The 22,325-nt window shown below is 65.0% G+C and carries 17 protein-coding genes; 10 read left to right on the forward strand and 7 right to left on the reverse strand.

All coding sequences use genetic code 11. The features are described 5' to 3' along the window. The first annotated feature begins 42 nt into the window (after positions 1-42). From E1H16_RS03520 to E1H16_RS03535, 4 genes are all read left to right on the forward strand, one after another. The gene (locus E1H16_RS03520) at positions 43-2,286 is read left to right on the forward strand and encodes an MMPL family transporter (RefSeq protein WP_134322273.1); all 2,244 of its coding nucleotides are present in this window, start codon (positions 43-45) and stop codon (positions 2,284-2,286) included. Between the two features lie 130 nt (positions 2,287-2,416). Further along, on the forward strand, positions 2,417-3,559 hold the full coding sequence (locus E1H16_RS03525) for an NDMA-dependent alcohol dehydrogenase (protein ID WP_134322274.1): 1,143 nt from the start codon (positions 2,417-2,419) through the stop codon (positions 3,557-3,559). A 141-nt stretch (positions 3,560-3,700) separates the two neighbouring features. Further along, positions 3,701-4,837 (forward strand): NDMA-dependent alcohol dehydrogenase, encoded by a 1,137-nt coding sequence (locus E1H16_RS03530; RefSeq protein WP_134322275.1) that lies wholly within the window; start codon positions 3,701-3,703, stop codon positions 4,835-4,837. Positions 4,838-5,039: 202 nt separating this feature from the next. Then, positions 5,040-6,176: an NDMA-dependent alcohol dehydrogenase gene (locus tag E1H16_RS03535; protein WP_134322276.1), complete on the forward strand. Its 1,137-nt coding sequence runs from the start codon at positions 5,040-5,042 to the stop codon at positions 6,174-6,176. A 122-nt stretch (positions 6,177-6,298) separates the two neighbouring features. On the opposite strand, the gene E1H16_RS03540 is transcribed toward E1H16_RS03535, so the two are convergent. Further along, complete coding sequence (locus tag E1H16_RS03540) at positions 6,299-6,757, reverse strand: hypothetical protein (protein WP_134322277.1); 459 nt, start codon at positions 6,755-6,757, stop codon at positions 6,299-6,301. Between the two features lie 204 nt (positions 6,758-6,961). On the opposite strand from E1H16_RS03540, the gene E1H16_RS03545 reads away from it, so the two are divergent. From E1H16_RS03545 to E1H16_RS03570, 6 genes are all read left to right on the forward strand, one after another. After that, on the forward strand, positions 6,962-7,723 hold the full coding sequence (locus E1H16_RS03545) for an SDR family oxidoreductase (RefSeq protein ID WP_134322278.1): 762 nt from the start codon (positions 6,962-6,964) through the stop codon (positions 7,721-7,723). Next, complete coding sequence (locus E1H16_RS03550) at positions 7,720-8,832, forward strand: isochorismate synthase (protein ID WP_134322279.1); 1,113 nt, start codon at positions 7,720-7,722, stop codon at positions 8,830-8,832. The genes E1H16_RS03545 and E1H16_RS03550 overlap by 4 nt, the downstream gene beginning before the upstream one ends. Beyond that, positions 8,829-10,484, forward strand: coding sequence for a (2,3-dihydroxybenzoyl)adenylate synthase (locus E1H16_RS03555; RefSeq protein ID WP_243837615.1), 1,656 nt, complete (start codon positions 8,829-8,831; stop codon positions 10,482-10,484). Before E1H16_RS03550 ends, E1H16_RS03555 begins: the two co-directional genes overlap by 4 nt. A 79-nt stretch (positions 10,485-10,563) precedes the next feature. Next, on the forward strand, positions 10,564-11,469 hold the full coding sequence (locus E1H16_RS03560) for an isochorismatase family protein (protein WP_134322280.1): 906 nt from the start codon (positions 10,564-10,566) through the stop codon (positions 11,467-11,469). 8 nt (positions 11,470-11,477) lie between these two features. Further along, entirely contained in the window at positions 11,478-15,383 is a 3,906-nt protein-coding gene (locus E1H16_RS03565) for a non-ribosomal peptide synthetase (protein ID WP_134322281.1), read from the forward strand. Beyond that, complete coding sequence (locus tag E1H16_RS03570; protein ID WP_134322282.1) at positions 15,380-16,126, forward strand: 4'-phosphopantetheinyl transferase family protein; 747 nt, start codon at positions 15,380-15,382, stop codon at positions 16,124-16,126. Before E1H16_RS03565 ends, E1H16_RS03570 begins: the two co-directional genes overlap by 4 nt. On the opposite strand, the gene mnhG is transcribed toward E1H16_RS03570, so the two are convergent. The 6 genes from mnhG to E1H16_RS03600 are packed head-to-tail and all read right to left on the reverse strand — an operon-like array spanning position 16,032 to position 22,280. Further along, positions 16,032-16,388: a monovalent cation/H(+) antiporter subunit G gene (gene mnhG / locus E1H16_RS03575; protein ID WP_134322283.1), complete on the reverse strand. Its 357-nt coding sequence runs from the start codon at positions 16,386-16,388 to the stop codon at positions 16,032-16,034. The two genes, E1H16_RS03570 and mnhG, sit on opposite strands and share 95 nt — an antisense overlap. A 1-nt stretch (position 16,389) precedes the next feature. Continuing rightward, the gene (locus E1H16_RS03580; protein WP_134322284.1) at positions 16,390-16,659 is read right to left on the reverse strand and encodes an MrpF/PhaF family protein; all 270 of its coding nucleotides are present in this window, start codon (positions 16,657-16,659) and stop codon (positions 16,390-16,392) included. Next, a complete protein-coding gene (locus tag E1H16_RS03585; RefSeq protein WP_166741603.1) occupies positions 16,656-17,204 on the reverse strand; it encodes a Na+/H+ antiporter subunit E in 549 nt (182 codons plus the stop codon). Before E1H16_RS03585 ends, E1H16_RS03580 begins: the two co-directional genes overlap by 4 nt. A gap of 29 nt (positions 17,205-17,233) precedes the next feature. Then, positions 17,234-18,841 (reverse strand): Na+/H+ antiporter subunit D, encoded by a 1,608-nt coding sequence (locus E1H16_RS03590; RefSeq protein WP_243837617.1) that lies wholly within the window; start codon positions 18,839-18,841, stop codon positions 17,234-17,236. Continuing rightward, positions 18,838-19,470: a Na(+)/H(+) antiporter subunit C gene (locus tag E1H16_RS03595; RefSeq protein WP_243837619.1), complete on the reverse strand. Its 633-nt coding sequence runs from the start codon at positions 19,468-19,470 to the stop codon at positions 18,838-18,840. Before E1H16_RS03595 ends, E1H16_RS03590 begins: the two co-directional genes overlap by 4 nt. Continuing rightward, complete coding sequence (locus E1H16_RS03600) at positions 19,467-22,280, reverse strand: Na+/H+ antiporter subunit A (RefSeq protein ID WP_134322286.1); 2,814 nt, start codon at positions 22,278-22,280, stop codon at positions 19,467-19,469. The genes E1H16_RS03595 and E1H16_RS03600 overlap by 4 nt, the downstream gene beginning before the upstream one ends. Positions 22,281-22,325: the final 45 nt, after the last annotated feature.

Here is a 22,325-nt window from a genome sequence, read left to right on the forward strand (position 1 = left end):
GAGGACCCACCCGTCCCGCCATCGCCCTGGCACAATTGGCGCATGACATCGGCACCCAGACCATCTCCCGAGCCGACCTCCGCGAGGCGGAGATCCCGGGTTCGTGTTGGTCCGGCGCTGATCGTCGCACTCGTCATCGCGGCCTGGCTGTCGATCGCTGGCCTCGGTGGCGCCTCATTGGGCAGCCTTGGACAGGTCACCTCCAACGACGAATCTTCGTGGCTGCCGGAGTCGGCGGAATCCGTGCTCGCGAACGCGAAACTCGCTGAACTTGACGACACCGGGGCGCTACCGGCGCTCGTCGTACTTCTCGGCGATTCCGTGGGACCGGACCTCCCGAATGAGGGCGGTACTCAGCCCGGAGGGTCAACCAGTCCCGGCTCGGACCCATCGGGAGGACCCGAGTCGCCATATGCCAGCTACGGCGCCGATGTCGCCGCCGAGGTTTATATCGACGACGTCCCGCTGAACGACCTGTTGGCTGTCGGCCAGTCGGTCACCGCCGTGCCTGCTAATGACGGTTCCGGCATCTTGCTCATCGTGCCGCTGGACGCGAAGCAGATGGGTGAAACGCTCGACGATGGCGAATCCCAACTGGCCATGACCGTCGATCAACTGCGTGAGTCGCTTACGCAGGTCACGGGCGCCGAACAAATCTTCATCACCGGTCCGGCCGGATTCGCGAACGACATCAGCGCGGCATTTGCGGGAATCGACGGCGTCCTGCTACTAGTCACCCTCAGCGTCGTACTGATCATCCTGCTGCTGGTCTACCGATCCGTGGTGCTTCCGCTGATCGTGCTATTCACTTCTGTCAGCGGACTTGCCCTGGCTGGGTTCGTGGTCTATCGCTTGGCGAAGGCCGACGTCCTCGTCGTGAGCGGGCAGACCCAGGGCATTCTGTTCATCCTCGTGGTCGGCGCGGCCACCGACTACGGACTGCTGCTCGTCGCCCGTTATCGCGAGGAACTCGAACGACACGAGCGTCCGCTCGATGCGATGAAGGTGGCCTGGCGGGCGTGCCTCGAACCGATCGCGGCATCCGCCGGCACTGTCATCGCGGCGCTGCTGTGTCTGACGCTGTCCGATCTCAACTCCAATCAAGGACTCGGACCGGTTGGCGCAATCGGCATCGTCGCTGCTTTGGTAGCCGCGCTCACGCTATTGCCCGCACTTCTCCTCCTCGGCCGCGGCGTATTTTGGCCACGGATCCCCCGATTCGGACACGACCCCGTCGAGAAACAGGGGTTGTGGGCGCGGATCTCGCACCTCGTCGAGGCCAGACCACGTCAGATCTGGCTCACGGTCGCCGCGATTCTGATCGCCTTCTGCTTCGCCGTACCGACATTCAAAGCCAATGGCACCAGCGAGGCCGAGGTCTTTATGACCGAGGTTGACGCGGTCACCGGACAAGAGATCCTCGACGAACGTTTCGATGCGGCAGCAGCCGATCCGATCCAGATCCTCGTCCCAGCGATCGACGCTGGCTCTGTGGCCGACGCCGTTGAAAATGTCGAGGGCGTCGAGGGTGTATCCGTCGGATCCCAGGAAACCTCGGACGGTTACGTCGAGGTGAGAGTCATCGCTGAGGACGCCGGTCACACCGCAGACCTCGTCACCGAGATTAGGCCGATCGTGCACGCGACCAACTCTGATGCGATGGTCGGCGGCCGGGCCGCAGTGGACGTCGATACCCGCGAGACGGCTCAGCGAGACCTCACTGTCATCATCCCGGTGGTGCTCGTGGTCGTGCTGGTCATCCTGATCGCACTGCTACGCGCGATCGTCGCACCGCTGATGCTGATCACCGCGACCGCCGTGTCGTTCGGCACGGCGCTGGGGGTATCGGCACTGGTGTTCAACCATGTGCTCGACTTTCCCGGCGCCGACCCCACGGTGCCACTTCTCGGTTTCATCTTCTTGGTCGCGCTCGGCGTCGATTATTCGATCTTCCTGATGACGCGTGCTCGCGAAGAGGTCGGCACACTCGGCCCACGCGACGGCGTCGCTCACGCACTTCGCGTGACCGGTCCGGTGATCACGAACGCCGGGGTCGTGTTGGCCGCGACGTTCGCCGCATTGTCGGTGCTACCGCTGTTGTTCATGGTGCAGATCGCTTTTGTAGTCGCCTTCGGCGTCCTCCTCGACACCCTCGTCGTGCGCTCATTCCTGGTTCCGGCGATGGCGATCGACGCCGGCCGACACACCTGGTGGCCGTCCCGGCTCAGCGCGGATCGAGGAACCGATCGGGCCGCAGGAAAAGAATTCCACCCAACGCACACGTAAACCCTTCCGCATGTGTCCGCGGTCACCTAATGTGACGGGTGGTTGATCCACCTGTCAGGTTGTCTCGCCTCACGCAGCACCATTCCGCGTGGGGCGAGTCGGATCCGCACCGCCTAGGAGGAGCGAGAAAATGAAGGTCAAGGCAGCAATCATGAAGACCCCGGACGCCCGGGAGTGGTCGGTCGAGACCATTGATGTCGGCGACCCGGTAGCCAGCGAGGTCCAGGTCAAATTGACCGTCTCAGGCTTGTGCCACTCGGATGAGCATGTGCTCAACGGCGCCACCCCGATGGCGTTCCATCCGGTTCTTGGCGGGCACGAAGGTGCCGGCGTCGTGACCAAGGTCGGGCCCGGAGTCACCGACTACAAAGAGGGCGACCACGTCGTCCTCGCGTTCATCCCGGCCTGCGGTAAGTGCCGCCCCTGCTCGAAGGGCTTGCAGAATCTCTGCGACCTCGGCGCCGGTCTGCTCACCGGTCAAGCCATCTCCGACGGCACCTTCCGCTACAACACCGAAGGTGGCGATCCCATCGTGCCGATGTGCCTGTTGGGCACCTTCTCGCCGTACGTCACCGTGCACGAGGCATCGGTCGTCAAGATTGAGGACGACATTCCGCTGGACAAGGCCGCGCTGCTCGGCTGCGGCGTGTCCACCGGTTGGGGTTCAGCCACCGAGATCGGCGGCACCAAGGTCGGCGACACGGTCGTCGTCATGGGCTGCGGCGGCGTCGGCATGAACGCCGTCCAGGGCGCGGCCTCCGCGGGCGCGCGCTACGTCGTTGCCGTCGACCCGGTCGAGTCCAAGCGCGAGAAGGCGATGGAACTCGGCGCCACCCACGCGTTCGCCTCCATGGAAGAAGCAATGGAGCCGGTCAACGAACTGACCTGGGGCACGATGGCCGATGTCACCATCGAGACCGTCGGCGACGTTCAGGGTGAGGACATCAAGGCGTGCACCGACATCACCGGCAAGGGCGGCACCATCGTCGTCACCGGCATGGGTGATTACCAGAAAGAGGACGTCAAACTCTCGCTCTTCGAGTTGACGCTGCTACAGAAGCGCGTGCAGGGCGCGATCTTCGGCGGCACCAGCCCGCGCACCCAGATTCCGCACCTGGTCAACATGTACCGCTCGGGTCAGCTCAAGCTCGACGAACTGATCACCAAGGAGTACACCCTGGACCAGATCAACGAGGGCTACCAAGACATGCGTGACGGTAAGAACGTCCGCGGCGTTGTCCGCTACACCGACGCAGACATCGTGAGCGCCTAGACCCACCACCGAAAGGCACCCGCTTTCTATACTGGAGAGTGGGTGCCTTTCGGCGTTTCTGGACAGTTGCCGCGATCCGACTGCAGTACGACGATGCGCGCCTGGCAGGCTGTCTATAGAAAAATGATCCTGAGGAGTGTCATGAAGTTGAACGCAGCCGTCCTGAACGGAGTCGGGCAGGACTGGGAAATCCGTGAGATCGAACTTGGCGACCCAGTCGCCGGCGAGGTCCAGGTCAAACTGACTGCATCTGGCCTGTGCCACTCCGACGAGCACCTGCGCACCGGCGCCAGCCCGGTACCGTTCATGCCGGTCATCGGCGGCCACGAAGGGGCCGGCGTGGTGACGAAGGTCGGACCCGGCGTCAGCGATTTCGAGGAGGGCGACCACGTCGTCCTCGCTTTCATTCCGGCGTGCGGTAAATGCCGGATGTGCGCCAAGGGTCTGCAGAATCTGTGCGATCTCGGCGCTGGGCTGGTCAAGGGGAAGGCCATCGCCGACCGCACGTTCCGTTACACCGTTGACGGCCAGCCGGCGATTCCGATGTGCTTACTGGGCACCTTCTCGCCGTACGTCACCGTGCACGAAGCGTCCGTCGTGAAGATCGAAAAAGACATTCCGCTGGATAAGGCCGCACTGCTCGGCTGCGGCGTGTCCACCGGTTGGGGTTCGGCCACCGAGATCGGCGGGACGAAGGCCGGCGATACGGTCGTCGTGATGGGCTGCGGCGGCGTCGGCATGAACGCCGTCCAGGGCGCGGCGGCCGCTGGGGCGCGCTACGTCGTTGCCGTCGATCCGGTCGAGTCCAAGCGCGAACAGGCCATGCAGTTCGGCGCCACCCACGCATACGCCTCGATCGAAGACGCCATGGGCCCGGTCGCTGACATCAGCTGGGGCACGATGGCCGATGTCAGCATCATCACCGTCGGCGACATCCAGGGCGAAGACGTCCAGGCTGCCGCCGGTATCACGGGGAAGGGCGGCACCATCGTCGTCACCGGCATGGGCGACTTCGCCAAGCAAGACGTGAAGTTGAACCTGTTTGAACTCACCCTGCTGCAGAAGAACCTTCAGGGTGCGATCTTCGGCGGGATCGGTCCGCGTCAGCAGATTCCGCAGTTGCTGGGCATGTACCGCTCGGGTCAGCTCAAGCTCGACGAGCTGATCACCAAGGAGTACAAGCTCTCGGAGATCAACCAGGGCTACCAGGACATGCGCGATGGCAAGAACATCCGCGGCATCATCCGCTACACCGAGGAAGACTGGGCCGGCCGGTAACACGGGCTTCGACACTCCGATTCCAGCAGCACCCGACGCGCGGGTGCGCCCCATCGCCAGGGGCGCACCCGCGCGTTGTCGTCGGATAACCCAGCTCTCGATCCGTTGTACCGATCGAGAAGTCCGAATGTCGGACGGCGGTGGCGTTGTCAGTCTCATAGTGATGTGCTGATCACAGCATTGACCGCGCGAAAGGATGCATATGAAGACCAAGGGTGCTGTATTGCTGAGCCCAGAGGACAAGGAGTGGACGGTCACCGACATTGACGTCGGCGAGCCGGTCGCTGGTGAGGTCATGGTCAAGCTCGCTGCTTCTGGCCTATGCCACTCCGACGAACATCTGCTGACCGGGGCGAGCCCGATCCCGACGTATCCAATGATCGGCGGCCACGAAGGCGCCGGCGAAGTGGTCAAGGTGGGTGAAGGCGTCACCGGTATCGAGGTCGGTGACCACGTCGTACTCGCGTTCATCCCCGCGTGCGGAAAGTGCCGCCCATGCTCCAAAGGACTGCACAACCTGTGCGACGAGGGCGCGCGCTTGCTGACCGGTCAGGCAATCGCCGACGACACGTACCGAGTCACCAAGGACGGTCAGCCCGTACCGCAGATGTGCCTGCTGGGCACGTTCTCGCCGTACGTCACGGTGCACGAGCACTCGGTGGTGAAGATTGAGAAGGACGTCCCGCTGCACAAGGTCGCGCTGATTGGCTGTGGCGTCTCCACTGGCTGGGGCTCGGCTACTGCGATCGGTGAGGTTTCGGTTGGCGACACGGTCGTGGTCATGGGCTGCGGCGGCGTCGGCATGAACGCCGTCCAAGGCGCAGCCGCCGCCGGCGCGCGCTACGTCGTCGCCGTAGACCCGGTCGAACTCAAGCGCGAGAATGCGATGGAACTCGGCGCCACCCACGCGTTCGCCTCCATGGAAGAAGCAATGGAGCCGGTGAACCAACTGACGTGGGGCACGATGGCCGACGTCACCATCGAAACCGTGGGTGACGTGCAGGGCGAAGACCTCAAAGCCTGCACCGACATCACCGGCAAGGGCGGCACCGTTGTCGTCACCGGCATGGGTGACGCTGCCAAGGAGGACGTCAAACTCTCGCTCTTCGAGTTGACGCTGCTACAGAAGCGCGTGCAGGGTGCGATCTTCGGCGGGACGAGCCCGCGTACGACGATCCCGCACCTGGTGAACATGTACCGCTCGGGTCAGCTCAAGCTCGACGAACTGATCACCAAGGAATACAAGCTCTCGGAGATCAACCAGGGCTACCAGGACATGCGCGACGGTAAGAACATCCGCGGCATCATCCGCTACACCGAGGAGGACTGGGCCGTATAGGTCTAGTCTCATCCGGCCGACGCATAGGCGTCGGCATGGGGCACAGACACCCGAGGGGCGGCGGAACATAGCGTTCCGCCGCCCCTCTCTGTGCGGGTATCGGCCGTACCTGTCGTGGGCGCCTACGCGGCGAAGACAGCGCCTCGATTCTCCGGCGTCGTAGCGATGACCACCCTCGGCTCTGGCCGAGCGGGCATGAGCACTCGACGCGCGAGCCGTGAGTACGGCGCCCATGCGGTCGGACGGCGAACCGACGCCCCGGTGGCACGGGCGAGCGCGTCGAACACATCCTCTATATAAGAGTCATAGAGCGGACGCCCGACGCTCATCCACCACAATCTGGCTTTCACGCCCGATCGGAGCTGCACCCGGTGCCGAACCTCGCAAGCGAGTCGGTCTTGGCGGATTTCATACGCATGAGCGCCGACTAACGGTCCCTCGACCGGGTGCTCGCCCTCGGCTAGGTCGAGCGGACCAAACATCGGATGCCCCGGACGCTCCGCCGCATCCAACGTCGCCAGCGCCTTCCGTACGTCGCATGCTCGAACTGGGTATCGGCGGCGTCGAGTTTCGGTAATCACTTCGGTCCTCCCATCGCCTCTGCCGATAAGTCTGGCGGCTCGGCGCGCTGAGCGGATCAGCCCAGCGGATGAATCCATGTCCCCCTCAGGGACGATGCGACCGGCGGCCGCGTTCCACTCGGTCGACCGGGCAGTGCGCGAGAACGAACCGACCTATGTAAGGTTAGGCAAGGCTAATTTACTTTGGGCGAGCGAGGAGGACGGATGGCGAGAACGGTCGTGGTCACCGGGGCCGCGTCGGGCATCGGTCGTGCGCTCGCCCTCAGTCTCGCAGCGGACGGGGCCAACCTCGCATTACTCGACATCGCCGCCGAACCGCTCGCGGACCTCGCCGCCGAATGCGCCCTGCACGCGACGGGCGACCACATCACGCATCGCGCAGTCGATGTCGCCGACTCTGTCGCGGTCGAGCGCGCCTTTGCCGAGATCACCGCTGAGGTCGGCCCGCTGGATGCCCTGGCATGTACCGCCGGAATCCTGCGTCCTGCCGGGCTGAGCGACACCACCGCCGAGAATTGGGACGCGCACTTCGCAGTCAACACGAATGGCGTCCTACATTGCCTACAGTCCGCTACCCCACGCCTGCGTGATCACGGATCGGTCGTCGTCGTCAGCTCTAATGCCGCTCGGGTACCGCGCACCGGGATGCTCGGGTACGCCGCGTCGAAGGCCGCGACCTCTGCGTTGGTGCGGTGCGCTGGGCTAGAGCTCAGTGGCCGCGGAATCCGGTGCAATATCGTAGAACCCGGCACGACCCTGACCCCGATGCTTGACTCGCTGTACAACGGCGCGGAAGGCGTGGCCCACGCGATTAGCGGAGATCCCGCGACGTACCGACTCGGGATCCCGCTTGGCCGGGCCGCTGAGCCCGAGGACGTCGCCGCGGTCATCGGTTTCCTACTTTCGGATGCCGCGCGCCACGTCACCCTGCAACAGTTGTACGTCGATGGAGGTGCGTCGCTGTGACCACGGCGATTCCCACACAGATGTCCACCGGAGCCGCGACCGCTACCTTCCTCGGCGATTGCGGTCGGGTTTCTGCCGACATCACCCATACCTGGGTGACGGAGAGCAGTGATCAGGACTGGGCCGACGTGGTTACCAGCGCATTGGGACCTGAAGAACGCGCGATCGCGTCCCTCGCATTCCGCTCGCAGGGCGCCGCGGTAGCGCACCGCCTGGCTGCGCACGCTTCCGCGCCCATCGGACGTCACCCGAAGAAAGGTGAACGTCAGCACACCGTCGTCGACGTGATCGACGAGGGACGGTACGCGGAGATGGTGGCCGAAGCCGTGCGTCAGATCCGCTCCGGTGACCTGGAGAAGGTGGTGCTCGGGCGCACGGTCGATGTGATTAGCGAACCGCCGCTGCGCGCCGAGGCCCTCGTCGGGCAGCTGCAAGACACCCGACCCGGCAAATACATCTTCAGTGTTCCCCTCGCCGAGGGCCCCAACGCGCCCACGATTCTGGGCGCGAGCCCCGAACTACTGGTGCGCCGCCGCGGCCTCGACATCGCCAGCGTGCCGCTCGCCGGGTCAATCCCCCGCTCGGCCGATCCGCGCGTCGATCGTGAGCGCGCAGAAGCACTCGCGGCATCATCGAAGGACCAGGCGGAACATGCGTTCGTCGTCGATGGAATCCGGGAGGTGCTCGAGCCACTCTGCGAGCGGTACTACGCCGCATCGAGCCCCGAACTCCTCTCCACTGACACCATGTGGCACTTGGCCACGCCGATCCGAGCTCGGCTGCGTGATGACGATTCGCCCTTCAGCGCACTCCACCTGGCCCAGATGCTGCAGCCGACCGCGGCCGTCGGTGGATACCCGGCAGCGTTGGCCGAACGGGTCATCGACGAACTTGAAGGCGACGTCCGCGGTCACCTCGCGGGTGCCGTCGGTTGGGTTGATGGCGGCGGCAACGGGGAGTTTGCGTTAACCATTCGCAGCGGCGTACTGCATGGAAATCGGTTCCGCCTGTTCGCCGGGGCCGGGATAGTCGACGGGTCGGATCCGGCGTCGGAGACGACCGAAGTCGCCTCCAAGTTACGCACGATGATGAAGGCGGTCGGTCTGTGACCGCGCAGCCGACACGATCAGCTCCGCTGCCCATCAGGGGGTGGCCGGAGGCGGACGCCGTCCGCTACCGCGAACTCGGCTTGTGGACTGGTGAAACCTTCGCGGAGTTCCTCATCGAGCGCACCGCCAGGTTTGCCGAGAATCCCGCGCTCGTCGGTCGCGACTCCCGCGGCGCCGAAGCCCGCTGGTCCTACCGCGAACTCGGCGAACAAGCCGACGCGATGGCCCGCCGATTGCGAGCGCTCGGGGTGCAGCCCGGCGATCGCGTCGTACTGACACTGCCGAATATCGTCGAGTACGTCGCCGCTGTACTCGGCACTTTCCGCCTCGGTGCCTTACCCGTCTTCGGTATGCCGAACCATCGAGAGGCCGAACTCACCGAGTTCTGCACGCTCGCCGACGCCGCGGCCATCGTGATCTGCGGTGACGTCGACGGATATGACCACGTCACTCTCGTGGAACGCGTTGCTCAGCGCCTGCGCTCCGCAGGTGTCGCTGAACCAGCCGTTCTGGACGTGCTTGACGGATATGACGTTCAAGCAGCGTCTACACCGCTACCGATGCCGAACTTGACGGCCAGCGATATCGCTTTTCTGCAACTCTCCGGCGGAACGACCGGAGTCTCGAAGCTGATTCCGCGCACTGCCGATGATTACCTCTATTCGGTGCGTGGCTCGGCAGACATCTGCGGCCTGGATGAGAACACCGTGATGCTCGTGGTGCTGCCGGCCGCGCACAACTTTCCGATGAGTTCGCCCGGAATCCTCGGCGCGCTGCACGTCGGCGCGAAGATCGTGCTCGCCCGCACCCCGGATCCACGCACCTCCTTCGGGTTGATCTCCGCCGAGCGGGTCAGCACCGTCGCGTTGGTGCCCCCGCTCGCTCAGGCGTGGGTTTCCTCAGCCCGCCGCAGGTCGCCTGATCTCGCGAGTCTGCAGACGATCCAGGTCGGCGGGGCGCGGCTGAATGACGTTGTGGCGCGCGATATCCGGCCCGTGCTCGGCGCGAGGCTGCAGCAGGTTTTCGGGATGGCCGAGGGTCTCGTGTGTTACACGCGCGACGGTGATTCGGACGAACTCGTGGCCACCACGCAAGGCGTCCCCATCAGTGAGTACGACGAAATCCGGGTCGTGGACGAGCACGACAACGACGTCAATCCCGGCGATGAGGGCAGCTTGCTGGTGCGCGGCCCTTATACGATTCGCAGTTATTACGGGGATATACCCGCGAACACGGATTCGTTTACCGCTGATGGGTATTACCGAACCGGCGATCTAGTCCGTCGCTTACCCAGTGGGCATCTCATCGTGACCGGGCGCGACAAGGACCAAATCAATCGGGCCGGTGAGAAGGTCGCCAGCGCCGAACTTGAAGGCATGCTGCTGCAGCATCCCGACGTCCTCGATGCAGTCGCGATTGGGCTACCCGATCCGCAACTCGGCGAGAAGATCTGTGTCGTGATTCGCACCGAACCTGGCGTCCCTCGCCCGGACAACCTGCGGCAACACTTACGCGATGTGGGATTGGCACGCCATAAGATGCCGGATCAATTCGAGCACGTCGAGTCCTTCCCCGAGACGCACGTCGGAAAGAACAGCCGTCGAGCACTGCGGGCCCAACTGTCCGCAGAGTTGCAGACCGAGACCACCTGATCTACGGCGGTTGAAGCCCGGCAATCTGCCGGTTACCGACATCGACACCACCGCATCCTCGAGACCCAAGGAGCCCGCCATGCCGTTGCCGACGCTGATTGACTACACCGCCCCTGTCCCGCCGATCACCGACCTGCCGGTCAACCGAGCCGGCTGGGCGCTAGAGGCCGAGCGAGCGGCGATCTTGGTACACGATATGCAGGAGTACTTCCTGCGGCCGTTTGCCGCCACCTGCCCAGCGCTGCGCAGCGCACGCGAGGCCATCGCGCGCATCCTGTCAGCGGCTCGCATCGCGGAAGTGCCGGTGTTCTACACCGCACAGCAGGGCGATCAGGATCAGACCAAACGGGGGCTGCAGAAAGATCTGTGGGGCCCGGGGATGTCTGCTGACCCAGCGCACACCGACCTCGTCGCCGACCTCGCCCCGCTCGACCAAGACATCGTGCTGACCAAGCATCGTTACAGCGCGTTTTATCACAGCGATCTTGCCCAGCACCTGAAAGCGCAGGGCCGTCACCAACTGATCATTGTTGGGGTCTACGCGCATATCGGGGTGACCGCGACCGCTCTCGACGCCTTCCAGCAGGAAATTCATCCCTTCCTCGTGGCGGATGGCGTCGCGGATTTTTCCGCTTCCGATCACTCCCGGGCACTGGAGCAGGTGGCGGCGTGCAGCGGAGTCGTCGTACTCAGTGACGAGGTCGTCGCGGCCTTCGGTAGTAGTTCGCGCGCTCAGGGCAGTGCCGACTGGGACGTCGTCCTCAGCGACGCCCTGGCGCGCGCAGTGCCAACTGACGTAGCCAACGCGGCACAGAACGCACCCGACGCGGACATGTTCGAACTAGGCCTCAACTCGTTGCAAGCGTTCGAGTTACTCGACGATATCGCCGACGCCGGGGCAGCCATCGACTTCGGCGACTTTGTTCGCACGCCTACCTTGGCGTTTCTCCGAGCGCGCGGCGAGGTCGCAGCGCCGAGCGCCTAGGGGCGAGGGTGACTTGGTTCGATCTGACCTCTGCGCAACGGGGCCTCTTCTTCGCGCACGCATTAGCGCCGGAGAATCCGGCGTACTCCACCGCCGAGTACGTCGAGTTCGACGGTCCCATCGACGCCACTCGATTGTGTGCCTCCATCGAGGCTGCCTACGCCGAGTTCGAACAGCTGCGGACGACCTTCCGGCTCGGAGCGCACGGGCCCCAGCAGCGGGTGCACGCACCGCCGCTGCGGCCCCTGCAGGTGGTAGCCGTCGCCGGCGAAACCGCCGCGCTTGAGTGGATGCGCACCGACCTGGCGCGGCCGATGAACCCGCTCACTGGGGACGTCACACGCACTGCTCTGCTCGCCGAATCCGAGGGCCCGTGCTGGTGGTATCACGCGGCGCACCACCTGGTACTGGACGGGTACGGCGCTCAGCAGTTGATCACCCGCGTAGCTGAGCTGTATAACGGTGCAGATACAAGAACGCCGATACCACTGCGATCCGTTGTTGCCGCCGACCCTGAACGCGCCGTCGACGCGGCCGCGGCCGCGGCGTTCTGGGATGCGCGGATCACCAAGATGCACGGTGTGACCGCCCTCGCTGGTCGTCAGGCTCCCGCAGCGCCGCGCGCGCTGCGGCGCGTGCTCGATCTCGCCGCGGACGAGCAGCGTACCCTCACCGTTGGGGCACGCCGCCTCGGCAGCACCTGGGCAGATTTACTCACGGTCGCGGTCGGTAGCTATGTGGCGCGGATCGGCGCCGCCTCCGAGGCTCGCCTCGGCACTCCGATGATGAATCGTGTCGCCGCCGGAACCGGCACCTTGATTTCGGCGCGCACGGTGTGCACCGCGATGAATGTCCTGCCGATCACGATTCCAGGCTGCGGCACACTCGCGCATGCCTTACAGAGCGCGCGCGACGAGCAACAGGAGGTCCGCGCGTTCGGGTTCACCCGGCAGGAAGACCTCGCGCGGCGTTTGCATCGGCGCGACCAGTCAGCGCAATTGTTCGGCCTGCAGTTGAACCTGATCCCTTTCACGTTGGAGATCGAGCTGCGGTATGGCGCGTCAGCGGTCCACGGCGTCGTACGCAACCTGACAGCGGGGCCCGTCGAAGATATGACCCTCGGCGTCCGCGGCGCCCCAGGACGCGGCGGGAACGTCCGCCTCGAGTTGGACGCAAACCCTGACTTGTATACGATCGAGGATCTCGAACTCCACCTGGGCAGGCTACGTTCCTGGATCCTCACACTGGCCAGTGCCAGACTTGACGATCAACTCCAAGAGTTAGATCTGCTGAATTCAAGCGAGCGGCACCTGATCGTCGAGGAATTCAACCGAACCGCTCACCCGCGGGTGGAAGCGACGTTGCGGGATCGCTTCCTGGCTCAAGCGCACCGAACGCCGGATGCGGTCGCGCTCATCTGCGACGACCAAGAACGCACCTATAGCGAACTTCTACAGTCGGCGTCCAGCGTGGCTACGCGCCTTCGGGCCGCGGGCGTGCGCGCCGGCGACGTAGTTGGAGTCGCTCGCGAACGCGGGATTGCCCTTTTCGAGGGCATCTACGGCGTGGTGCTGTCCGGGGCGGTTTATCTTCCAGTCGACGTAGATCTTCCGCAACAGCGGATAGCTGACATACTTGCGGATTCGTCAGCGACCGCATTGCTGGGCGACGATGATTGCCCCACCCTTATCGCACACGATGCGGGTGGGGCGCCTACATCCAGCCGGTCGGCAAACGAAGGCGACGATGGCGCCGCAGTGGACGCGGCTGCGTATGTGCTGTTCACGTCGGGCTCCACAGGCCGCCCGAAGGGCGTCGTAATCAGCCATCGCGCGATCGACAACCGGCTTGCGTGGATGCAGCACCATTTGCCCCTGCGGACGGGGGATCGGGTGCTGCACAAGACGCCGATATCGTTCGACGTATCGATCTGGGAACTCTTCTGGCCCCTGCAAGTGGGCGCCGCGATCGTGATCGCGGCACCCGGATCGCATCGCGACCCACGCGCGATCGCCGACCTGATCGCGACCCAGAACGTCACAACTGCACACTTCGTACCGTCGATGCTGCGCGCATTCCTCGCCGATGCGACAAGCCGTAACCGAGTCTCCGATGCCCAGCTGAGACATCTGGTCACCAGCGGTGAAGCGCTCACCGCCGAGCTGGCCCGCGATGCCGCGAGGGCGTTCGGCGTACCGCCGACCAATCTCTACGGTCCGACCGAGGCCGCCATCGATGTCACCGCCTGGGATTGCGCACCCGAGGACGATACCGTCCCGATTGGGCGTCCTATTTGGAACACGACGTGCTACGTCCTGGACGCCCAGCGCGTTCCGGTCCCGATTGGGGTAGCGGGCGAGTTATGGCTCGGCGGCATTCAACTCGCTGACGGGTACGCCGGGCGCGATGACCTCACCGCCGAACGCTTCATCGACAACCCGTTTCACGGCGGACGGCTCTACCGCACCGGCGATGTCGCCGCCTGGCGCAGCGACGGCGCGCTCAGCTACCTCGGCCGAGCCGATGACCAGGTGAAACTCCGCGGCCAACGCCTCGAACTCGGCGAGATCGAGGCGATCGCCAGCGCCGTCGATGACGTAGCGGGCGCAGCGGCAGGACTGGTGAACGACGAACTCGTGGTCTGGTTCGTGCCGAGCCTGATACCGCAGCCGCCGGGCACGACGCCTCGGTGCCGCGCAACCGACGAGGCACAGTCGGCGCTCGCGGCCGCGTTCGCCGCAGCGCTGCCAGCTTCACTGCAGCCGCATCACCTGGTCGCGGTCGAGTCGATCCCGCTCAGCAGCAGCGGTAAGACCGACCGTCGCAGGCTGGCCGAGACTGCTGCGGTGCGCCGCGTACGACGTCAGCAGCGCAGCGGCCCACGCGACCTCATTGAGCAACGGGTGTGCGCGGTGTTCGCCGACGTTCTCGGAACGGCCTCGATCGAGGTTGAAGCGGACTTCTTCTCGCTCGGCGGTGATTCGCTACGGGTGCTGCGGGTGTTGTCCGGCATTGAGCAGGAGTTCGGCACAGTGCTGGACCTCGCGGACATCTTCGCCCATCCAAGCGCCGCAGAACTGGCGAAGTTGATCGCCGGAGATTCCGCGACGGCATCGACGACGGCCGAACTACTGACCCTGCGCTCCGGCTCACCCGATCAGACACCGCTGTTCCTGCTGCCACCAGCCGGCGGTCTCGGGTGGTGTTACGTCAGTCTGTTGCGGTCGTTGCCGCCGGTGTTACCCGTCCACACGATCCAGGCCCCTGGGCTGCTCGACGGAGCTCCCGAACCCGCAGGCGACTTGCGCGAACTCGCGCGCCGTCAACTCAACGTCATCCGTCGCCTCGTCGACGACGGACCGTTCCATATCGGTGGCTGGTCGCTGGGCGGAATGGCCGCGCAGGAGGTTGCCGCGCTGGCCGCCGCGGACGGTCAGCAGGTCGGCGCCGTGGTCTTGCTCGACGCGTACCCGTCGGATCAGTGGCGACACCTCAGCGAACCGACCGAAAGCGAGGCTCTGGTTGGGATTCTGCGACTCGGCGGTGTCGAACCCCCGGAAGGTGAACTCGATCGTGCTCAGACTCTTAGATTGCTGAGAGACAGCGGTAGCGCGATCGGCGCGCTGCCCGAGGTGGCTATCAAGGGCTGCATCGCCTCGGTCGTACAGGCCAGCGCAATCGTGCGCGGCTCCGAACACGATACGTACGATGCGCCGGTAACCCTCGTGCGAGCAGCAGCACCGCGCCCGGAGACTTTCATCGACCCGGACGGGTGGCGCAAGTACGTCGGTAGTCTCGAGCTCGTTGACTTGCCGGTCACGCACGGCGAACTGCTGCGTCCCCCCACCGCCGACCGCGTTGCCCAGCTCGTCGCCGACCGGATCGCAGCCGCCAACTCCCGGAGCACTAGATGACCGACCCCGTGGTCCGCTTCGAACCCGTTGACCGGCACGCCGACGCCGGGCTGCTAACGGCGTACGAACTCGGGCGCCGCGACCGCCTGGTCCGCGCAACCGACCGCGCCGCCTACGTCGCCGCGCACGTCCTGGTACGCCGCTGTGTGGCCGAACTGACCGGTCTCCGGCTCGCAGACATCCGTATTTCACAGGTATGCCCGACCTGCGGCGTCGAGCCCGGGCACGGCGTACCGCTGGTCAGCGGCCACCCAGACCTCCAGATCAGTCTCAGCCACAGCCGGCACCACGTGGCCGCCGCCGCGGCTATGGCGCCAATCGGCATCGACGTGGAGACGATCGACGAGCACGGCAGACAGGACGTGGTTGAGGCGGCACTGAGTGCGGCCGAACAAGCCTGGGTACGAGCGCAACCCGACCCGCATCGCGCGTTCCTGCGGCTATGGGTGCGCAAGGAGGCGTGGATCAAATGCGGGAACGCGTCATTGGACGACCTGGCTGCAATCGACGTACTCTCCGAGGACGCGGCGGCACCCGATCACACGGCATTCCAGGAATGGTCCATACCCGACGCCGTCGGTGCCTGGACGGCCGTCGAGAGGCAACCTCGGGTCGACCTCTGGTCAGTAGACGCGACGAGGCCGAGAATCAGCGCCGACCACCGCGACGCAACGCATCGTCCAGCTCGTCGAACTCGAACTGGGCCGGGCGTACCAAACCTTCGCGGTACGCCGCACGACTGAGCATGTGCGCCGACACCGGTGCCGTCAACGCTTGCGCTATCGCGACCAACACCAGCGTGCCGAACGCCGCCCAACTGCGCAGTGTCAACGCGAGCCCGACCAAGATCAGCAGCAACCCTAGCGTTTGGGGCTTCGTGGCAGCATGCATCCGCATATACAACGCATTGAATCGCATCAAGCCGATTCCCGCGATCAACGTCAACGCGGCGCCGGCCAGGATCGAAATCGCGCCGAGTACGTCGAACAACCCGCTCCAGGACATCTCAGCGCTCCCGTCCGCGCCGGTCGACCAAGAATCGTGCGACCGATACCGCACCGACGAAACCGACCAGGGCGAGCGCTAACAAGATCGGCAGCGCGGAGGATGTGTCCGAGTGCGTGATCGCCAGCGCGACGCCACCGATCAAGGTCACCACCATGACATCGGAGGCGAGAATCCGGTCTACGTTGGACGGCCCGCGCAGCAGCCGCACGATTGCCAGCAGTACCGCGACAAGCAGCATCGCGGCGGCGACGATATGTACGACGGTCATCCGGCATCCCCTTCCACTCGCTCGATCTCCTCGGAAGTCCCGATCGCGAGCACCAGACGTCGTTCCAGATCGAGGATCGCTGCCCGCCGCTGCTCAAGCGTTGTTTCGTCGACGGCATCGACGTCGTGCACATACAGCGTTCCGGCCGAGCGGCGCACCTCGATGACGACCGATCCCGGCACCAGCACTGTCATCACCGCGACCAGAGTCAAGTACAGGTCCGATCGGGTACGCAACTTGACCTCAATGATGGAGCCACGTGGCGGCGGAGTCGGCCGTAGCGCCATCGCCGCGACGTGCAGCGACGCCACGACTATCGACCACATGAAACTGACCACGAGCACGAATACCCGCAGCGGCCTCGGTCTGCCGTAGTACTCGATCGACGGCAACGGGAACACCACAGTGACCAGGACGCCGATCAGCAACCCATTGATCACATTGCCCCAACTGAGCTTGTCCCACATCAGGATCCACACCAGCGCGACCGCGATGACCGTGCGCGGCTGGAACCCCGGTCGCCTACTGAGTCCGACTCGGCTCATGCGCGGGGGTAGTCGCGGCGGGCGCACCATCACTCCACCCCCGGTGGCAGCACGGCATCGATGTACGGCGTCCGCATAATCATGTCGTGAGCGGCGTCATCGGTGTAGCCGAACAAGGGACCGGCGCCGATGGTGATCGCCAGGCTCACCGCAGTCATCGCCGCCGTCGCCATCAGCATCGACACCGGCAACGCTTTACTGCGCGAGGTATCGGTGGCCAGTTCAACATCAAACTCGAGTTCGTGCCCTTCACGCTGGGCGGCCGCTTCCGGGTCGATATCCGGCCGCGCGGCCATCGCGGACGCCGTCGTCTCACTGGGCGAGCGCCAGAACGCAGCACCCCAGACTTTCGCCATCACGTACAGCGTGAGCAGACTGGTCGCGAGCGCGCCCGCGATCAGCACGTAGGCCAGCGGCGTGCCGAGATCGACACCCGCCTGCAGCAGGCCTGTCTTGGCGATGAATCCCGATAACGGCGGGATCCCACCGAGGTTCATCGCGCCGACGAAGAACAAGACCGCCAACACCGGTGAGATTGCCGCCAGCCCACCCAGCGCGCCGAGTGACGTCGAGCCGCTGACCCGATCGATCAGTCCGGTCACCAAGAACAGTGCGGTCTGAATGGTGATGTGGTGGACGACATAGAACACGGCGCCCGACAGTCCCGCCTGATCGGCCAGTGCGATGCCGAACAGCATGTAGCCAATATGGCTGACCAGGGTGAAGGACAAGATTCGCTTGATGCCGGTCTGACTGACCGCGCCCAGGATGCCGATCAGCATCGTCAACAAGGCGACCCACATCAGCACGTCCTGCAGCGGTGAATCCGGGAACAACAGCGTCTGCGTACGGATCATCGCGTACACGCCGACTTTCGTCAGCAGCCCGGCAAACACCGCGGTGACCGGCGCGGGGGCGGTGGGGTAACTGTCCGGCAGCCACGCGGACATGGGGAACACGGCAGCCTTGATCCCGAACACGGTCAACAGCAGTAACTGCAGGACCAGGGCGACCCCGCTGTCGATCTCCGGTAATCGTTTCGCGAGCTGAGCGAGGTTGACCGTCCCGACGGCCGCGTATACCGCGGCGATCGCCACCAGAAACAGGAACGACGAGACCAGACTGACCACGACGTACGTCGTCCCGGCCCGGATCCGCGGACCCAGACCACCCAGGGTCAGCAGCACGTACGAGGCAAACAGCAGGATTTCGAACCCGACGAACAGGTTGAACAGGTCGCCGGCCAGGAAGGCGTACGCGACGCCGGCGCTGAGCACCAGGAACGTCGGGAAGTACACCGTCAGCGGCGTTTCCTCATCGCCGTCCGCGACACCCTGACCGATTGAGAAGATCAGTACCACAAACGTAACGATCGAGGACACCATCAGCATCAACGCCGCTAACCGGTCGGCAACCAGCGAGATACCGAGCGGTTCCTCCCACCCGCCGATCCACAGGGTCAGCGGGCCGGATGTGTCCGCGATGTACATCAGGACGCCTGCGACAACGACGGTCAGCGCCAGCACCGTGAGGCTGATGATGCGTTGCAGTTGCACCGAGCGGCGGAACACCAAGGTGAGCGCGGCTCCGAACAGGGGCAGCAGAACCGGCATCGGCACGAGCCAGGTCATGGTCATCGGCTCGCTCCATCCGTACCAGGCTCGGCGCCGGGGCCGGCATCGTCGCGATCACCGGGCGAATCGTCGCCCTCGGCATCCTTCGGGTACTCACCGCCGACATCGGCCTCTACCGCCGCGTTCAGCGCGGCGGCCTCGGTCCGCGCGCGCTCCTCCGCCTCACGCGCCTCGGCCTCTTCGGGATCTTCCTCCGCCTCGGTCGTCGAGGTCACGTCGGCGTCGTACGACTCGGACGGCTGATCGCGTTCGGCCAGTCGCAAAATCAACGCATCCTCAAGGTCGTCGGGGACGTCGTCGCTGCCGGTCAGTCGCCAGTATCGGTACGCCAGCGCCATCATGAACGCGACCGTCGCTAGCGAAATCACGATCGCGGTCAGTACGAGCGCCTCCGGTAGCGGATCGCTCATTTCTTCCGGCGGACGCTCACCCAGCAGCGGCGCACCGCGGGCTTTGCCCATCACCACCAGGTACAGCCCGGCGACACCGTTGCTCATCAACACGATGCCCAGCAGCACACGGGTCAGCGAGCGCTCCAGTAGTAGGTAAACGCCTGCGGCGACCAGAACGGACCCGACCAGGATCAAGGTGATGTTCGGCTGCAAGTGCGCATCAGCGGCGATAGGTGTCACGAGACCACCTCATGCTGTCGGTCCACGCCGCTGCCGAGGCTGCGCGCGATATCCAAGATCAGCCCGACAACGATCAGATAGACGCCCACATCGAAGAACAACGCCGTCACCAGGTGTACATCGCCCCAGATCGGCAGGTGGAAGTCGATCACGGTCGACTCCAGGACGGCACCCCCGAAGGCAAGTGGCGCGAACGCGGCGCCCGTGACCACCAGCAATCCGAGACCAACCAACAGACCGGCGTCGATCGGCGCGGCCGCGTCGAGTTCGTAGCGCCCACCGGCCAGATACCGCACGAGCAGCGCAAGCCCACACACCAGTCCGCCGGCGAACCCGCCGCCAGGTTGGTTATGTCCCACGAACAGTAGATACAACGAGAAAGCGACGATCGTATGGAACAGCAACCGGGTGATGACCTCGAACATCACTGAGCGACGCTCGGTCTGCCCCGATGTCGCCGATCGGAGCCATCCGGAACTGGTGGATCGGCCCCGCGACTCACTGGAGGGACGAGTGATGAGCGTGTTTCGGGTGCGCACGAACACCAGGCTGGCGACACCGGTGGCGGCCACGACAAGCACCGATACCTCACCGAGGGTGTCCCAGGCTCGAATGTCGACCAGGGTCACGTTCACGACGTTCTTGCCGTGACCGAACTCGTAGGCCGCCTCGGGGAACAGGTTCGAAATTGGGTTATGGATCCGCGCTCCTGTGGCAACGAGCGTCACGATTGCCACCGTTAGCCCCACGCCGATCGCCAGCAGCAGGCGCCAGAACCTGCTCGCCCGCAGCGGGCGGCGACGGAACTCCCGCGGCAGCCGACGCAACACCAGCACGAACACCGCGATCGATACGGTCTCCACCAGCATCTGGGTCAGCGCGACGTCCGGTGCACCGTGCAGCAGGAACAACAGCGACAGTCCGTAACCGGTGATGCCGACGAGGATGACGGTCTTGAGCCGGGTCGAGGACCGCATCGCCAGAATCGCAGCGGCGATCATCACCGCACCGACGCCGGCCTGCGCCGGGGTATCCCACAAGACCGGGTCAAGCGCGGGCATGTTCAGTAGACCCGCCACGCCGGCACCGGCCACAGCCACGCACAAAATGGTGGCCAGGTACGTCGGCAGTGAGCCGCGCTGCGAGATGGCGGTGGTCTCAACCGCGAACCGCTCGAGCGTGCGGATGCCGAAGTTGTAGCTACGTTCGCCGTCCACCAGCGCCGGGACCTTCGCCTGAGCCCGGCCGACTGCCCTCCGTTGCCAGAACAGCACGCCGCCGACCGTCAGCGAAATCAGCGACATGATCAGGGCGGGAGTGATGCCGTGCCACAGCGCAAGCCCGCTTGAAGGTTCACCGATCGGGATCGACGCGGCGTACGGCGTGATGACATCACCGAGCGGTCCGCCCAGGAACCCGACGGCGAGGCTGGCGGTAGCGAGAGTTACCGGGGCCACCAGGAAGGCCGGCGACATCCGCTCGATCTCGTTGGGCTCGACGTCGGCTTTGGGCGCGAACGCCCCCCACAAGAACCGCAGCGTGTAGGCGACGGTCAGCGCGGAACCGGTGACCAACGTGATGATCAGCAGCCATCGCCCGGTGTCGCCGAGCACCTCTCCGCCGTCGTAAACCGCTTCAAACGCAGACTCTTTTGCTACGAAGCCGGCGAGCGGGATGATGCCGGCCATCGACATGCCGGCGAGCGCGGCGGCGCCGAACAGCACAGGCATTCGGCGATGTAGACCGGTGAGCTCACGCAAATCACGGGTACCGCAACGTCGGTCGATGACGCCCACGGTCAGGAATAGGGTCGACTTGAACAGCGCATGACTGACCACCAGCGCGACAGCCGCGAACCCGGCCGCCTGCGTGCCGATTCCGGCCATTGCGGTCAAGAAGCCCAACTGGCTGACGGTGCCGTAGGCAAGCAGCAGTTTGATGTCGTACTGGCGCAGCGCCCGCCAGCCACCGACGAGCATGGTGAACCCGCCGAGGACGACGGTAACCGGCCGCCAGCCCGGTGATTCACCGAAAATCGGCGCGAGCACGGCGACCAGGTAAATCCCGGCCTTGACCATCGCGGCGGCGTGCAGATAAGCGCTCACCGGTGTGGGTGCGGCCATCGCGCCCGGTAGCCAGAAGTGGAACGGGATCTGCGCCGACTTCGAGAGGGCGCCCACCAGCAGCAGCAACGCCGCGACCGTCATTTCGGTGCTCATCGGCGGCGGTGTGGCCAGCAGATCGCTGATCCGATAGCTCGCGCGTTCGCCGATCATGATGATCCCGGCGAGCATGGCTAGGCCACCGAAGGTGGTGACCAACAGAGCCTGCATCGCGGCGCGGCGGTTTGCCGAACGAATCGGGTTGTGCCCGACGAGCAAGTAGGAGAAGACCGTGGTCAACTCCCAGAAGATGTACATCATGATCAGGTCGTCACTGAGGACGAGCCCGAGCATCGCGCCGGCGAACAGCGTGAATACCGCCCCGAACCGCCAGACCGTGGCATCTACTGGGCGGAAGTACCAGCCGCAGTAGAACAGGATCAGCGCGCCGACCCCGGTGACCAGCATCGCGAGAACCCACTGCAGGCTGCCGATTCGCAATGCGAGTTGGATGTCCAGCGCGGGGATCCACTCAACGGTCTGGGTGATTACCCGGCCGTCGGCGACCGTTGCCGCTTTCGTCACCAGCCACCCAAAGGCGTACGCCGGAACGAGGGCGAGTACCAGGAATGCGCGACGGCCAAGCCACGCGGCCAATAGGGGCGCAATCAGACCCGCCACGAGATGCAGCAGCAGCAGGAATGACAAACTGGGACCTCTCGCGCAGGTGGGGTCGGTTACATCACCTTACCT

Origin of the sequence: Cumulibacter soli, assembly GCF_004382795.1 — a bacterium.
GTDB classification, from domain to species: Bacteria; Actinomycetota; Actinomycetes; order Mycobacteriales; family Antricoccaceae; genus Cumulibacter; species Cumulibacter soli.

Coding starts and splice junctions, on each gene's coding strand:
- E1H16_RS03520 (WP_134322273.1), top strand. CDS start 43: ATGACATCGGCACCCAGACCATCTCCCGAGCCGACCTCCGCGAGGCGG.
- E1H16_RS03525 (WP_134322274.1), top strand. CDS start 2,417: ATGAAGGTCAAGGCAGCAATCATGAAGACCCCGGACGCCCGGGAGTGG.
- E1H16_RS03530 (WP_134322275.1), top strand. CDS start 3,701: ATGAAGTTGAACGCAGCCGTCCTGAACGGAGTCGGGCAGGACTGGGAA.
- E1H16_RS03535 (WP_134322276.1), top strand. CDS start 5,040: ATGAAGACCAAGGGTGCTGTATTGCTGAGCCCAGAGGACAAGGAGTGG.
- E1H16_RS03545 (WP_134322278.1), top strand. CDS start 6,962: ATGGCGAGAACGGTCGTGGTCACCGGGGCCGCGTCGGGCATCGGTCGT.
- E1H16_RS03560 (WP_134322280.1), top strand. CDS start 10,564: ATGCCGTTGCCGACGCTGATTGACTACACCGCCCCTGTCCCGCCGATC.
- E1H16_RS03570 (WP_134322282.1), top strand. CDS start 15,380: ATGACCGACCCCGTGGTCCGCTTCGAACCCGTTGACCGGCACGCCGAC.
- mnhG (WP_134322283.1), bottom strand. CDS start 16,388: ATGTCCTGGAGCGGGTTGTTCGACGTACTCGGCGCGATTTCGATCCTG.
- E1H16_RS03580 (WP_134322284.1), bottom strand. CDS start 16,659: ATGACCGTCGTACATATCGTCGCCGCCGCGATGCTGCTTGTCGCGGTA.
- E1H16_RS03585 (WP_166741603.1), bottom strand. CDS start 17,204: ATGAGCCGAGTCGGACTCAGTAGGCGACCGGGGTTCCAGCCGCGCACG.
- E1H16_RS03590 (WP_243837617.1), bottom strand. CDS start 18,841: ATGACCATGACCTGGCTCGTGCCGATGCCGGTTCTGCTGCCCCTGTTC.